This window comes from Archangium sp. (assembly GCF_036388035.1).
Taxonomy (GTDB): domain Bacteria; phylum Myxococcota; class Myxococcia; order Myxococcales; family Myxococcaceae; genus Archangium.
On record NZ_DASVSO010000067.1, the window covers coordinates 1 to 15,587 of the forward strand.

Sequence of the window (15,587 nt, forward strand, 5' to 3'; positions counted from 1 at the left end):
GAGCACGCCGTGTCCACCGCCAGGCTCGGGCCCTGCAGGCCCAGCGTGTACGACAGGCGCCCGGCCACCACGTTCAGCGACGTCCCCGAGGCGAAGTACGCGTCGATGTCCTCCGGGGGCCCCTGGAGGATGACCCGGCCGTAGTCGGCCGTGGTGATGCCCACGAAGACGCCCGTGCGCGTGTTGCGCAGCGCGCCCGCGTCCTGCCCGGCCCGCTCCAGCGCCTCCCAGGCCACCTCCAGCACCAGCCGCTGCTGCGGATCCATGCTCTCCGCTTCGCGCGGCGAGATGCCGAAGAACTGCGGCTCGAACCGGTCCACGTCCTTCAGGAAGCCGCCGGCGCGCACGTACATCTTCCCCGGTGCTTCCGGGTCCGCGTCGTACCAGGCGTCCACGTCCCAGCGATCCGAGGGAATCTTCGAGATGGCGTCCGTGCCCTCGCGCAGGAGCCGCCAGTACGCCTCCGGGCTGTCCGCTCCACCGGGCAGCCGGCAGGACATGCCCACGATGGCGATGGGCTCGTCCGAGCGGGCCTCGCTCCGGGCCTCGGGCGCGGCGGCGGTGCTCGGAGTCTCCACCTCGACCCGCGAGGAGAGGTGCTCCGTGAGCGCCTGGAGGTTCGGGAAGTTGAACGCCAGCGTCGCCGGCAGCGTCACCCCCAGTGCTTCCTGCAGCCGCCCCTTCAGCTCCACCGCCATGATGGAGTCCATCCCCAGCTCGGCGAAGCCGCGCTCGGGCTCCAGGGTGCGGCCGGGCTCCAGGCCCAGGGTCCGCGACACCGTCTCCTGAACGAGCGCTTGCAGAGCCTCGCGCCGGGCCGAGGGCGTCGCCGCCTCGCGCCACGGTGCCCGGGGGCCCTGCTTCGCGGGCATCTCTGGAGGCTTCGCGGCCTTCTCGGTGCGCAGCCGCTCCAGAAGGGGCCGCTGGCCCCGCGTCTCGAAGATGGGCTGGAAGCGCTCCCACCGGACACTGGCCACCACGGACTGCGACTCACGCGGGCCCAGCAGCCGCTCCAGCCAGCCCAGCGCGGCCTCGCGGTCGAGCGCATCCACGCCCACGCTCTCCAGCCAGCGCTGCTCCTCGGCGGTGGCCACGCCCCGGCCCATCCACGGGCCCCAGTTGATGCTCGACGCCACCAGCCCTCGTGCCCGCCGGTGCGCCGCGAGCGCATCCAGGAAGGCATTGGCCGCGGCGTAGTGCCCCACCCCGGCCGAACCCCACACCGCCGAGATGGACGAGAAGAGGACGAAGAAGTCGAGCGGGTCCGCCGCCGTCAGCTCGTGGAGGTTCCAGGCGCCGTCCACCTTCGGGGCCAGCATCGCGCCGAGCGTCTCCGCGTCCAGCTCGCGCACCCGTGCGTGCGAGGGCACCGCCGCCGCGTGGATGATGCCGCGCAGCGGTGGCATCGAGGCCCGCACCCTGTCGAGCAGCGCCGCCATCGCGTCGCGCTGGGACACATCCGCTCGCGCCAGCAGCACCGTGGCGCCCGCGGCCTCCAGCTCGCGCACCAGGGAGATCCGCTCCGCCAGCTCGCCGCCCTTCGCCTCCAGGGCCTCCCACTGCTCCCGCTCCGGGAAGGCCTTGCGCGCCGTCAGCACGAGGTGCCGGGCGCCTCGACGCACCAGCCAGCGCGCCACCTGGAGCCCCAGCTCTCCCTGGCCTCCGGTGACGAGGTACGTGGCCTCCGCCTTCACCGGCACGGGGCCGGCCTCCGGGGCCTCCCGCTCCACCAGACGCGCCACGTACCGCTGGTCACCTCGCAGCGCCACCTGGTCCTCACCGGCCGTCGCGCGCAGCTCCGCCCAGAGCGACTCCGCGCCGTCCTCGGAGCCCAGGTCGATCAACCCGCCCCACCGGCTCGGCTCCTCCAGCGCCACCACCCGCCCGAGGCCCCACAGCGGCGCCTGCGCGGGCTCCACCTTCGCCGCCCCCGCGGCCTGCGCCTCCCGGGTGACGAGCCACAGCCGCCCGCCCGACTCCGGCGCGGACTCCAGGGCCCGCAGCACGGAGGACACGCCCAGGCAGGCCTCGCGCAGGGCCGTCCCCTCCACGCCCGTCACGTCCAGGCCCCACAGGTACACCACGCCCGCGCAGGGCGTGCCCGCGCCGAAGCGCTCACGCCAGAGGCGCTCGAGGGTCCCGGCATCCCCAGGGGACACCGCCAGGGCCTCCGGCCGGGGCGCGGTACCCGCGTACACCCTCACGCACGCCTGCCCCCGCGCCTCGATGCACGAGGCCAGTTGCTCGCCCACTCCGCCGCGATCACACAGCAGCAGCCACGTCCCGCGGGCCTGCCCGGTGGCGGACGCCGTGCGCGCCGCGGACTGCCACTCCAGCCCGTACAGCTCACCCTTCGCGCCCTTCTCCGAGGGACCTGCCTCCAGCAGCGCGGACGGAGGGGCCCTCCTGACGGACGACTCCGCCGTGAGGGCCCAGTGCCGCTGACGCTGCCAGGGGTAGCGCGGCAGCACCACCTTGCGGCGCGCCGGCTCGGGGTCCACCTTGCTCCAGTCCAGTGCGTGGCCCCGCGCGTAGAGGTGGCCCAGGACGCTCAACATCTGCTCCTGATCGTCCTTGCCCTTGCGCAGCGAGGCGAGCCACTCCGGCCCGTCCCCCAGGCACGTCTTGCCGATCCCCAGCAGCGTGGTGTGCGGGCCCACCTCGATGAAGGTATCGATGCCCAGCCCGCGCAGGGACTCCATACCGGCCTGGAAGCACACGGCCTCGCGCGCATGGCGGCGCCAGTAGCCCGGCGCGCCCAGCTCGTTCGGTCCCACCAGTCGGCCGGTCACGTTGGAGACGAGCGGCACCTTCCCAGGCGCCCGAGCCATCCCCGTGGCCTTCGCCTCCAGCGCGCCGAGCATCGGCTCCAGCAGCGGCGAGTGGAACGCGTGCGAGACGTTGAGCTTCCGCACGGCGATGCCCTGCGCATCCAGCGCCGAGGTGATGCGCTCCACGGTCTCGGCCGCGCCGGAGAGGGTGAGCTGCCCCGGCGCGTTGTACGCGGCGATGGACACCCGGTCGCTGTACGGCGCGAGCACCGGCGCCACCTGCGCCTCGGTGGCGAACACCATGGCCATGACGCCGCCCGAGGGCAGCGCCTGCATGAGCCGTCCGCGCTCGGCGATGAGCTCCAGCGCGTCCTCCATCGAGAGGATGCCGGCCACGCACGCGGCGGCGAACTCGCCCACGCTGTGGCCCATCACCGCGTCTGGCACCACGCCCCACGAGCGCCACAGCTCGGCCAGCGCGTACTCCAGGGCGAACAACGCCGGCTGGCTGTAGGCCGTCTGGTCGATGGGCGAGGCCGTCCCCTCCTTCGGGTACAGCACCGCCAGCAGGTCCATCCGCGACTTCAGCCGCGCGGCACACCGCTGGAGCGCGTCACGGAAGACGTCGGACGTCTCGTAGAGCCGCCGGCCCATGCCGGCGAACTGCGCGCCCTGGCCGGTGAAGAGGAAGGCCACCTTGGGCGGGGCGTTCCCCACCTTGCCGTGGGCCACCAGCTCCGGCTTCGCCCCCGAGGCGAACGCCGACAGGCCCGCGGCCAGTGCCTGCGTCGAGCCTCCCGCCACGGCCAGCCGGTACGGCATGCGCGTGCGGGTGACGTTGGCGGTGAAGCACACGTCCGCCGCGTCCAGCTCCGGGTGGGCGGTGAGGTACTCGCCGTGACGGCGCGCCATGGCCACCAGCGCCTCCTCGCCTCGGGCCGAGAGCGTCAGCAGGTGCGCGGGACGCGGGGCGGTGGCCTTCGCGGGCGAGGCCGGGACGGGCGCCTCCTCCAGAATGACGTGCGCGTTGGTGCCGCTCATGCCGAACGCGCTCACGCCCGCCAGCCGGGGCGCCGCCGAGCGCTTCCACGGCTGCAGCTCGGTGGGCACGAAGAACGGGGTGCCCTCCAGCCGGATGCGCGGGTTGAGCCGGTTGAAGTTCAGGTGCTTGGGGATGGCCTCGTGCTGGAGCGCCAGCACCGTCTTGATGAGGCCGGCGATGCCCGCCGCCGCCTCCAGGTGGCCCAGGTTCGTCTTCACGGACCCGAGCGCGCACCGCGAGCCGTCCGGCCTCGGCTTGCCCAGCACGTCGACCAGCGCCTCGACCTCTATCGGGTCTCCCAGCGGGGTGCCGGTGCCATGCGCCTCCACGTAGCCGATGGCGGAGGGCTCCACCTTCGCGTTCGCCAGCGCCTGCCGCAGCAGGGCCTGCTGCGCGAGCATGTTGGGCGCGGTGAGTCCCTGCGACCGGCCATCCTGGTTGATCGCCGAGCCGCGGAGGACCGCGAGGATGGTGTCTCCCCGCGCCTGCGCGTCCGACAGCCGCTTGAGCACGACGAGACCGCAGCCCTCGCCTCGCACGAAGCCATTGGCCCGCGCGTCGAAGGCGCTGCACCGGCCATTCGGGGAGAGCGCCTGCATGCGCACCAGCGTCTCCGTGACGAAGGGATCCAGCACGAGGTTCACGCCGCCAGCGAGCGCCAGGTTGCACTCGCCGTTGCGCAGGCTCTGGGCGGCCAGGTGCAGCGCCACCAGCGAGGACGAGCACGCCGTGTCCACCGCGAGGCTCGGCCCCTGCAAGCCCAGTGCGTACGAGACGCGCCCGGGCGGGAAGCAGTGGCCGTTGCCCGTGGCGAAGTAGGGGTCGATGCGCTCCGGCTCGGTGGGCAGCAGCCGCCAGTAGTCGTCACCGGTGATGCCCACGAAGACGCCCGTGGGCGTACTCACGAGCCGCTCCGGATCCTGCCCCGCGTGCTCCAGCGCCTCCCAGGCCACCTCCAGCATCAGCCGCTGGCGGGGATCCAGGCTGGCGGCCTCGCGCGGGGAGATGCCGAAGAACTCCGCGTCGAAGCCGCTCACGTCCTCCAGATAGCCGGCCCAGCGGGGCGAGCCCGTGTCCGGCCCGATGCGACGCGAGGACGGCTCGCGACGGACGGCATCCCGTCCGGTCGACAGCAGCTCCCAGTACGCCTCCGGCGTGTCCGCGCCGCCCGGGAAGCGGCAGCCCATGCCGATGATGGCGATGGGCTCGGTGCGGGCCCGCTCGAGTGTGTCGATGCGGGCCTGCATCTTCTGCATCGCCATGACCGCGCGTGCCAGGCGCTGCTTGAGCTCGTCCTTCACTTCGTCGGTCACTTCCCGTCCTCCCAGGCCGCCAGCGCGTCATCCACCATTTCGAGCAACTTCCCCTCGGAGAGCTCGGCGAGCTGGGCCGCCTCGATCTCCCGCGAGGTAGGCCGAGCCACCGCGTTCAACTGCTCCGCCGACAGCTCCCCGGGCTTGGGCGCGAGCCCGAGCTGGTCCAACAGGTACGCCGTCAGCGCCGACAGCGTGGAGTGCGCCCACAACAGCGTGACCGACAGCTTCAATTCCAGGGCGGCCTCGATGCGGTTGCGCAGCTCCAGGCTCATCAGCGAGTCGAGCCCCAGGCCACGGAACGGCTCGTGCCGTCCCACGCGCGACGGATCGATCCGCAGCACCTGGGCGAGCCGCTCCCGCAGGTAGCTCTCCAGCATCCCCAGGCGCTCCGCCGGAGCCGCCCGCCGCAGCCCGGACAGGAACTCGGACCGCGACCGGTGCCCATCCCCGTGGCGCTCCGAGGCCAGCTCTTCCCAGACGCGCAGCGAGGCCGCGCTCGGGAAGAACTCCAGCCACTGGCGCACGTCGAGCGCCACCGCGGCCACCTGCACCGCGCCCTCCTCCATCAGGCGCTCGAGCAACGCGTTGCCCTGGCTCGTGGTGAAGCTCGCCATGCCCTGGTACGCCAGCCGCTCGCCCCGGTTGGACGAGGCCGCGGCCAGGCCCACCTCGGCGAAGGGCCCCCAGTTCACACTCAGCGCCGGCAGCCCCTGCTGCCGCCGGTAGTGCGCCAGTGCATCCATCGCCGCGTTCGCCGCCGCGTAGTTGCCCTGGCCCGGCAGCCCCAACAGCGAGGCCATGGACGAGTAGAGGATGAAGAAGTCCATCGGCTCGCCCTGGGTGAGCATGTGCAGGTTCCAGGCACCCTGGACCTTCGGCATCATGACGGTGCGGAAGCGCGCCGGCTCCTGCTGCTCCAGGATGCCGTCGTCGAGCACGCCCGCGCAGTGCAGCACACCCCGCAGGGGCGGCAGCTCCGCGCGCGACCACTCCAGCACCTCGGCCAGGCGCCGTGCGTCCGCCACGTCCGCCTTCATCACCTCCACGCGAGCGCCCTCGGCCCGCAGCGCCTCCAGCTCCGGCTGGACGGCCTCGGACACGGCGCCGCGCCCCAGCAGCAGCAGGTTGCGAGCGCCATGCCCCACCAGCCACCGGGCCGCCGCCAGCCCCAGTCCGCCGAGGCCACCGGTGATGAGGTACGTCGCCTCGGCGCGCACCCGCAGGCCCGGCCGCGGCGGCACGAGGCGCAGCTCCGGATCCTCCATGGTGACCACCAGCTTGCCCACGTGCTGCCCCTGCGCCATGTCGCGGAAGGCGTCGGAGGCGCGAGACACGGGGAAGGTCTTGAGCTGCACGGGCCGCAGCCCGCCCGAGGCCAGCTGCTCCACCACCTCGCGCAGCAGCCGCGAGCACAGCGCCGGCCGCTGATCCCTCAGTCCCACCAGGTCGATGGCCACGTAGGTGAGGCGGCGGCGGAACTGGGACAGGTCCAACGCGCGGCCGTCGTAGATGTCGCGCTTGCCCACTTCCAGGAAGCGACCGTCGGGCGCGAGCACCTCCATGCTCCGCGCGATGGCGTCACCGGAGAGCGAGTTGAGCACCACGTCCACGCCCTCGCCACCGGTGAGGCGCATCACCTCGTCCGCGAAGGCGAGCGTGCGCGAGTCCATCACGTGCTGGATGCCCAGCGAGCGCAGCAGCTCCCGCTTCTCCGGCGTGCCCGCGGTGGCGAACACCTCCGCCCCCAGGGACTGGGCGAGCTGCACCGCCGCGAGCCCGAGCCCTCCCGCGGCCGAGTGGATGAGGATGCGCTCCCCCTTCTGCAGCCGCGCCAGGTGTTGCAGCGCGTACCACGCCGTCATGAAGACGCTGGGGATGGAGGCACCCTCCGCCGCGCTCATGCCCGGAGGCCGGCGCACGGCGAAGCGTGCATCCGTGACGACGTGGGAGGCCATGGCCGCTGGCGTGAAGGCCAGCACCTCGTCTCCCACGGCGAGCTCCGTCACCCCCTGCCCCACGGCCACCACGCGGCCCGCGCAGTCGAGTCCGAGCGGCAGCGTCCCCAGGGGCATCCCGGGCGACAGGCCCATGGTCTTCATCACGTCGATGAAGTTGAGGGAGGAGGCCTCGATGGCGATCTCCACCTCACCCGGGCCGGGCTTGCGCCGCTCGGCCATGCGCACCACCACGCCGCCGAAGGAGCCCGGCGGAGGCGTCTCCACCTGGAAGGGCCGTCCCGCCGCGGGCAGCAGCGGCTCCATCAACAGCTCCTTCGCGCCCGAGCGCCGGACGAGCCGCGCCGCGTAGCGCGCCCCTCCCCGCAGGGCCACCTGCTCGTCCTCGGCCCGAGCCGCCAGCTCGCGGCCCAGCGCCTCCACGTCCACCAGCGGCGAGGAGGGATCGAGGTCCACGCACGTGGCGTGCAGCTCCGGGTGCTCGTGGCCCACCGCGCGGCCCAGTCCCCAGAGCGCGCCCTGGAGCGCCCCCGTCACGGGAGAGCCGTGCACCGGCCAGGCGCCCCGCGTCACCATCCACAGGCGCGGCGGATCCCTCCACCCGAGCCGCAGCACCTCCTGCACCACGCGCAGCGCGCCGCCGCAGGAGCGCACCGCCTCGTCGAGGGCGCGCTCCCCCGGGACGTCCGAGGTCGGCAGATCCAGGCCCCACAGGTACGCGACGCCCGTGCAGGAGCCGCCCTCCGGGAAGCACGCCTGGAGCACCGAGCGCATGTCCTCGCGCGAGCCGGGAGCCACGGTGTAGTGCCGGGCCCCGAGCTTGCGCAGGCCCGCCCCCGCCTCCACCCGGACGCAGGTGCCACCCCATGACTCCAACATCTCCGCGAGCGCGCGGCCCACGCCCGACTCGTCCATGAGGACGAGCCACGGCGTGCTGGGCGTCCCCGGCTCGAACACCGCGGGCAGCCCCACCCGGCGCCAGGCCAGCTCGAAGAGCGAGCGGTCCTGCTCCGCGCGGGCGCGGCCGTAGCGCGCGGGCAGCGCCGACAGCACCAGTCCCTCCACCTCCGCGAGGACCTGGCCCTGCCCGTCGAGCAGGACGACGTCCCCCTCGAGCACGGAGCTCTTGCTCCAGGGCTCCCGCGGTGCCACGCGGGCGTACGCCCACTGCAGCGTGCCCCGGCGCACCACCTCGAAGCGGCGCAGGCGGGTGGGGACGTAGGTGGTGTCTCCCGCGGGCGCCGCCTCCAGCAGCACCTGCAGCGCCGCGTCGAGCAGCGCGGGGTGGAAGCTGCCCGGCGACTCGAGCGACTCGGGCGCGGCGATGCGGCCCACGGCCTCACCGTCGAGCCGCCACACCTCCTGCAGGCCCCGGAAGGTGGGCCCGTACTGGAGCCCGCGCTGCTCCATGTCGTGGTAGTGCACCTCGCCCAGGCGCAGCTCCGTGGCGCGCCGCTGGACGTCCTCCAGGGAGAAGGGGGGCAGCGTGCCGCGCCCCGGGGTCTCCGAGGCACGCACCCGCCCGTTGGCGTGGACCGTCCACACCTCCGCCCCACTGCCGCCCGGCGTGGGGATGAAGCTGGACACCTTGAAGGAGCCGCCGCCCGTGGAGCCCGTGTCCAGCAGCAGCTCGGCCATGCGCGTGCCATTGCCCAGCAGCGCCAGGGCCTCGTCGATGCGCATGTCCTCGAGCAGCCACGGCCCGGGGCCGAGCGCCGACTGCACGGCCGTCATCACCCAGTCCAGGTACGCCGTGGTGGGCAGGACGATGGTGCCCTGCACCCGGTGATCCGACAGCCAGGGGAGGTTCTCCGCGCCCACCTCCACGTCCCAGAGGAAGGCCCCGGGCCGCAGCGAGGAGCGACGCACCGCGCCCAGCACCGACTGGCCACGGCCCTTCGTCTGAGCCACCACCGGAGCGGGGCCCGTCGCGCCCGGCTGGAACCAGCAGGGCTGGCGCTGCCAGGGGTAGTCGGGCAGCCGCACCCGCCGGCCAGCGCCCACGTGCAGCGCCTTCCACTCCACCTCGCGCCCCGTCGCGTAGAGGCCACCGAGCGTCTCCAACATCACCTCGCGCTCGGGCTGCTCGCGCCGCAGGGACGGCAGCACCGTGCCCTCCATGCGCAGGTGGGCGATCGTCTGCTCGATGGAGGGCAGCAGCACCGGGTGCGGGCTCACCTCCAAGAAGAGCGAGTGGCCGTTGGTGGCCAGCTTCTCCACCACCGGCGCCAGCAGCACGGGCTCGCGCAGGTTGCGCACCCAGTAGGCCGGCGCCAGGTCCGCGCCGTCCGTCACCTGGCCCGTCACCGTCGAGTACAGGGGCACCTCGCCCCGCCGGGGCGCCAGTCCCTCCAGCGCCTGGAGCAGGTCCTCGCGCAGCGGCTCCATCTGCGGGCTGTGCGAGGCCACGTCCACCTTCACCCGGCGGCAGAAGACGTGGCGCGCCTCCAGCTTCTCCAGCACCTGGGCGAGCGCGGTCGGCTCGCCGGAGAGCACCGTGGAGCGGGGGCTGTTGCTGGCCGCCACGGAGAGGAACTCCTCCAGGCCGCGGATGGCGACGCGCGCCTCGTCCAGCGTCAGCTCCACCATGGCCATGCCGCCCTGGCCACTCACCCGGCGCAGCAGCAGGCTGCGGCGGCAGATGATGCGGGCCGCGTCCACCAGGTCGAGCGCCCCGGCCACGTGCGCCGCGGCCACCTCGCCCATGCTGTGGCCCACCACCACGTCGGGCACCACGCCCCAGGCGCGCCACAGCCGCGCCAGCGACACCTGCAGGGAGAAGAGCGCGGGCTGCACCTGGTCGATGCGCTCCATCCACCCCGCGTCGTCCGAGGACAGCAGCTCGATGAGCGACCAGTCCACGAAGCGGCGCAGCGCGGCGTCACACTGCTCGAGCGCCGTGCGGAACACGGGCTCCTCGGCCATCAGCCGCCGCCCCATGCCGAGCCACTGCGAGCCCTGGCCCGGGAAGACGAACACCAGGGGCTGGTGCCGGCCATCCGCATGGCGGGTGACGGAGAGCCCCGGGCGCAGCTCGCCGCGGATGAAGGCCGCGAGGCCGTCGCGGGCCTCGGCGGTGGTGCGGGCCAGCAGCGCCATGCGGTGGTTGAGGTGGCTGCGGTGGACGGAGGCGGAGTAGCTGACGTCATGCAGCGACAGCGGGCGGCCCTCCAGGCGCGACATGAGCAGGCGCGCGGCGTCCACGAGCGCCTCGGGCGTCTGCGCGGACAGGGGCAGCAGCTCCGTGCGTCCGGGGGCCTCGGCCCGCCGCTCCTCGGTGGGCACCTCGGCCACGGGCGTCTCGGGCGGCGGCAGCGCCTCCCAGCGCACCGGGGTGCCCCGGGCATGCAGCGAGCCCAGCGCCTCCAGCAGGGCGGCGCGCGCCTCGTCCCGACGCAGCGAAGCCACCACCACGCCCGTCTTCCCGGCCTTGCGCAGCAGCTGCTCCACCGGGCGGCACAGCACCGAGTGCGGGCTGAGCTCCACGAAGGCGTCGAAGCCCTCGGCCACCAGCCGCTCCACGGCCTGCGCGAAGCGCACCGGCTGGCGCAGGGTGCGGCAGCGCGCATCTCCGGTGCGGCCGTCCGGCCCCAGCTCGCGCACCACGGTGGACATCCAGCGCCCGGCCTGGCCCCGCGCCCGCAGCCTGTCCTGGGCGGCCTCCAGCTCGTCGCGCAGGGACTCCCACTGCCGCAGGCGGCTGGCGCGGTACACCATCCACACCGCGTCCGAGGCCTCCAGCCCCCCGGCGATGCACGCGGCGGCCACCTCGCCCACACCATGGCCCACCACCACCTCGGGCTCCACGCCCCAGGAGCGCCACAGGGCCGCCAGCCCCACCTGCACCGCGAGCGTCAGCGGCTCGGCGGCGTCCTCGTCCGAGAGCGCCTTGGCGTGCGGCTCGCGCAGCGCCTCGACGAGCGACCAGCCCGCCAGCGGCATGAAGGTGGTGTCCAGCGCCTCCACGCGGGCGCGGAACACCGGCTCCGTGGCCAGCAGCTCCCGGCCCATGGCCGGCCACTCCGAGCCCTGGGGGGCGCAGATGAAGGCCAGGCGCGCCGGCTCGCTGCTCTCCCCCGTGAAGAGGCCCGGACGGCGCCGGCCCTGCCGCAGGGCCTTGAGCTGCGCGACGAGCTCCGCGCGCGTGCGGAAGGTGAGGGCCGCGCGGTGGCGCCCCTTGCCCACGTACGGGGCCCAGGTGCGGCACAGGTCGCGCACGCACACCGGGTCCTCCTCGTGCAGCACCAGCGCCTCCGCCTTCATGGCCTGGGCCACCAGCTCCTCGGCGCTGGCCGCCGCCAGGGGCAGCAGCTCCTCGCGCCCCACCGGCGACTCCTCCAGCACCACGTGGGCGTTGGTGCCGCCCCAGCCGAAGGCGCTCACGCCCGCCGTCGCCGGCTCGTCCTCGCTGGGCCACGGCGTCAGCTGCTGCGGCAGGCTCAGCCGCAGCTCACCGAAGGGAATGCGCGGGCTGATCTCCCCGTGCATCAGGTGCGGCGGGATCAGCCGGCGCGACAGCGAGAGCGCCACCTTGATGAGTCCCGCGATGCCCGCCCCGCCCTCCAGGTGGCCGATGTTGGCCTTGAGCGAGCCGATCATCAGCGGCCGATCGATGGACCGGCCCTCGCCGAGCGCGGCGCCCAGGGCACTCGCCTCGGTGGGGTCTCCCAGCGCCGTGCCCGTGCCGTGCGTCTCCACGTAGTGCACGCGGCTCGGCGCCACGCCCGCGCGCGCGTACGCCTCGCGCAGCAGCGCCGCCTGGCCGGGCACGCTCGGGGCGGTGAGCCCGTTGCCCGTGCCGTTGTTGTTCACCGCGCTGCCGCGGATGACGCAGTAGATGTGCGCGCCCGACGCGAGCGCGGCCGACAGCGGCTGGAGCACCACCAGGCCCGCGCCCTCGCCCCGGCCGAAGCCGTCCGCGTTCGCCGCGAACGCCTTGCTGCGGCCGTCCGGCGACAGCCCGCCGAACTTCGACAGCAGCACGCCCGACTCGGGCGAGAACATCAGGTTGACGCCGCCCACCAGCGCCATGCGGGCCTCGCCGCTGCGCAGGCTCTGGCAGGCCAGGTGCACCGCCACCAGCGACGAGGAGCACGCCGTGTCCACCGTGAGGCTGGGCCCGCGCAGCCCCAGCACGTACGAGAGCCGGTTGGCCACGATGTTGAGCGACTGGCCCGTCGCGCTGTGCAGCGTCACCGCCGCGTGCTCGCTCAGGTGCCGGTCCGCGTACTCGTGCCAGATGGCGCCCATGAACACGCCCGTGCGCGAGCCCTTCAGGCTCGCCGCCGGCACGCCCGCGTCATCCAGCGCCTCCCAGCACACCTCCAGCATCAACCGCTGCTGCGGATCCATCTCCGCGGCCTCGCGCGGCGAGATGCCGAAGAAGAGCGGATCGAACCCGCTCACCCCGTCCAGGAAGTAGCCGTGCCGGACGCTCATCTTCCCCGGCGCCTGGGGGTCGGCGTCGTACCAGGCGCTCATGTCCCAGCGCTCCGGTGGCACCTCGCGCAGCAGATCCTTCCGCTCGCACAACAGCTTCCAGAACGCCTCGGCGTCAGGCGCCCCTGGGAAGCGGCACGCCAGCCCCACCACCGCGATGGGCTCCGCCTCTCGACCGCCCTGCCCCGCCCGGGTCTCGTCGCTCAACTCCTGCTCCGACCTGTCCGAGGAGCGGGCTCCGACTCCCAGCTGGATATCGCTTTCCGTCATGGTGATGCCTTCCTGTATCCGTCAAAGGTCCACTGCGCGCTTGGCGAGTGTCAACCAGCCCGACTGTCAATGAGTTACGCCCATCACGGGTTTCGCTGGGTTTACGTGCCCAGTCTGTGGATTCCTCTCACGGACGCTCATTCCCCCTCCTTGCTGCCGAACGGTCATGCCCGGAGACATGCGTGACCCCAAATGGGTCCGCTTGAAAATCGCATGTCTTTGTTTTCCTGGGGAGCGGGTAAAGGCAGACCCCCATCCTTTGCGGGAGTTCCGGGGTTGGTGACGCACCGGGACCTCCCACCCACACTCCCCGCTAATTCCTGCCACTACTCAGCTGACTAGTTTTTCAATTTCTTCCGGACTAAAGCCTGCCTCGGCGAGAATTTTGTGATTGTGCTGTCCCAGGGACGGAGGCGGACGCAAAGGCGTTTCACCCAAACGCAGAGGCGTCAGCAGGTGGGTCACCTTTCGCCCACGTTGGGTGTCTTTCGACTCCACGAAGAGTCCACGGGCGCGGAGTTGGGGATCTTCCAACACCTCGTCGCCTTCGAGCACCGGCTCCACGCACAGGTCCTTGCCCGCGAAGCGCTCCTTCCAGTGCGCCAGCGGGTGCTCGGCGAAGAGGCGCGCGAACTCCGCCTTCGCCCGCGCGCCGGCCTCGCCCGTGTCGTACGCGTCCGCGAGCAGGTCCGGTCGCCCCAGCACCTCGCACACGCCGGCGAGGAACTTGGGCTCCAGCGCACCCACCGACAGGTAGCGGTCGTCCTGGGTGCGGTAGAGGCCGTAGCAGGCGTAGCCGCCGTTGAGCGCCTCGCGGCCGCGCCGCAGCGGCGGGCCCTGCTCGCCCATCACCAGCCGCGCCGCCAGGTGCATGTGGAGGAAGGCCACGGCGCCGTCCGTCATGGACACGTCCACGAAGCGGCCCTGCCCGGTGCGCTCGCGCTCGTGGAGCGCCGCGAGGATGCCCACCAGCGCGAAGAGGCTGCCACCGCCGATGTCCCCCAGCTGCACGCCCGGGAAGGCCGGGGCACCGCCCGCCTCGCCGCCGTAGGCCAGCACGCCCGCGCGCGCCGCGTAGTTGAGGTCATGCCCGGCCTTGAGCCGGTCCGGCCCCGTCTGCCCGTAGCCGGAGATGGCGCAGTAGATGAGCCGCGGGTTCTCCTGGTGCAGCACGGACCAGCCCACGCCCAGCTTGTCCATCACGCCGGGGCGGAAGCTCTCCACCAGCACGTCGTAGCCGCGCGCCAGCCGCTTGAGGGCCTCGCGTCCCTCGGGGGACTTGAGGTCCAACACCAGCGAGCGCTTGTTGCGGTTGAGCCCGTAGTAGAGCGCGCTCTCGTCGTCGCGCAGGGGCGGCATCTGGCGGATGTAGTCGCCGCCGTGGGGGTCCTCGACCTTGTCCACCGTGGCGCCCAGGTCGGCGAGCACCAGCGTGGCGTAGGGGCCCGGCAGCAGGCGTGACAGGTCCAGGACCTTCAGTCCGGAGAGGGGGAGCGTATTCATGGAGGGGGGAGTCTCAGGGGGGAGGTAAAAAAGAAGCGGCGCGGCCCCGGAGAGGAGCACGCGCCGCCCGAGGAGCACGCGCCCGAGGGCGCGTCTCCGACGATACTAGCCCAGCAGCTTCGCCAGCTTCATGGCGAGGCCCATGTCCATCGGCTTGAACTTCAGCTTGCCCTGCATGGCGGCCATCTGCGCGTTGAGCTGCTTGGCGCGGATCTTCACGAAGTCGTCGTTGCTGACGGTGATGGTCATCTTCGGGGTGCCCTCGGCGCCCTTGGAGACCCAGTTGTCCGTCTTCGTGCAGTCCAGCGTCCAGGTGCCGCCGTTGTCGCCGGTGACGATGAAGTGGATGACCGAGTTGATGTCCTTGGCCAGCTCCGGCTTCTGCTGCAGCGTCGCCGGGATGTCCTTCTCGAGGATCTCCTGCGAATTCGCCATGGCACTCTCCTTTTGATGGATTGACTGGTGAATCAACTGTCGGACGGGACCGTAGTGACGAGGCCTGGGCAGGTCAAGCGCGCGGAGACCTCACCGCCCGGTAGTGACCGCGCCCTGGCTCAACGCGCGCCGGACCATGTCCAACAGATCATTCAACTCGAAGGGCTTGGCCAGGTGTCCCACCGCGCCGATGTCCGTGGCCTTGCTGCCCACGTTGCGATCCGCGCTCAGGACGATGATCGGGATGGTCGCCACGGGGGGCCGCTGCCGCATCCGCTGGGCGAACTCCCAGCCGTCCATCACCGGCATCATCAGGTCCAACAGGATGAGCTGCGGGGGATGGGGCTCGAGGCGCTCCAGCGCCTCCTTCCCGTTGCGTGCGCGCCGGATCTCGAAGCCCTCGGCCTCGAGAATCTCGGAAAGGGCCTCGAGGATGTCGGGGTCGTCATCGACCACCAACACCACGTGTGAACCCGAATCCTGGAAATTGGCTGAGGACAGATTTTTCTCCTGAGGTTGCGCGCCCCCGATTTTCACTCAAGGAGCGGGAGGTGTGCGGAAGAAATCAACCGGCTCGCGGAGCAGCGCGGCGGGCTCGTTGCAAAATCGACAGTGCCTCCCCACCCTTCTCCTAACCCATGGACGAGGAGACGGCAGGCGTGAGGGACGAGGGTCTGCGAGGACTGGGGGCGGGCTGGGAGGCACAAGCGCCCGGACTGGCCATGCTCTCGCGCCGGGGGCACCTGAGCGAGCTGGACGGTCGGCTGCACGTCCACCTGGGGGTCGAGCACCTGCCCGAGAGCGTGGGTTCGGTGGAGGAGCTGCTGCTGGCGGCGGGCTTCCAGCGCAGGCCGGG

The 15,587-nt window shown here is 72.6% G+C and carries 5 protein-coding genes and 1 pseudogene; 1 reads left to right on the forward strand and 5 read right to left on the reverse strand.

What is annotated here, in order from left to right; all coding sequences use genetic code 11:
- The 5 genes from VF697_RS02865 to VF697_RS02885 all read right to left on the reverse strand — a co-directional run.
- The coding region (locus tag VF697_RS02865; protein WP_331091923.1) for an SDR family NAD(P)-dependent oxidoreductase at window positions 1-5,126 on the reverse strand (5,126 nt) is incomplete at its 3' end.
- Window positions 5,123-12,793 carry an SDR family NAD(P)-dependent oxidoreductase gene (locus VF697_RS02870; RefSeq protein WP_331091924.1) on the reverse strand — a complete coding sequence of 2,557 codons (7,671 nt, stop codon included), beginning with the start codon at window positions 12,791-12,793 and terminating at the stop codon, window positions 5,123-5,125. The genes VF697_RS02870 and VF697_RS02865, both read right to left, overlap by 4 nt.
- Window positions 12,794-13,123: 330 nt before the next feature.
- Window positions 13,124-14,296 (reverse strand): CaiB/BaiF CoA-transferase family protein, encoded by a 1,173-nt coding sequence (locus tag VF697_RS02875; protein ID WP_331091925.1) that lies wholly within the window; start codon window positions 14,294-14,296, stop codon window positions 13,124-13,126.
- A gap of 105 nt (window positions 14,297-14,401) precedes the next feature.
- A complete protein-coding gene (locus tag VF697_RS02880; RefSeq protein WP_331091926.1) occupies window positions 14,402-14,731 on the reverse strand; it encodes an SCP2 sterol-binding domain-containing protein in 330 nt (109 codons plus the stop codon).
- A gap of 90 nt (window positions 14,732-14,821) precedes the next feature.
- Window positions 14,822-15,196: a response regulator gene (locus tag VF697_RS02885; protein ID WP_331091927.1), complete on the reverse strand. Its 375-nt coding sequence runs from the start codon at window positions 15,194-15,196 to the stop codon at window positions 14,822-14,824.
- Window positions 15,197-15,390: 194 nt separating this feature from the next.
- On the opposite strand from VF697_RS02885, the pseudogene VF697_RS02890 reads away from it, so the two are divergent.
- Window positions 15,391-15,587, forward strand: a pseudogene (locus VF697_RS02890) (hypothetical protein); the annotation flags it as partial.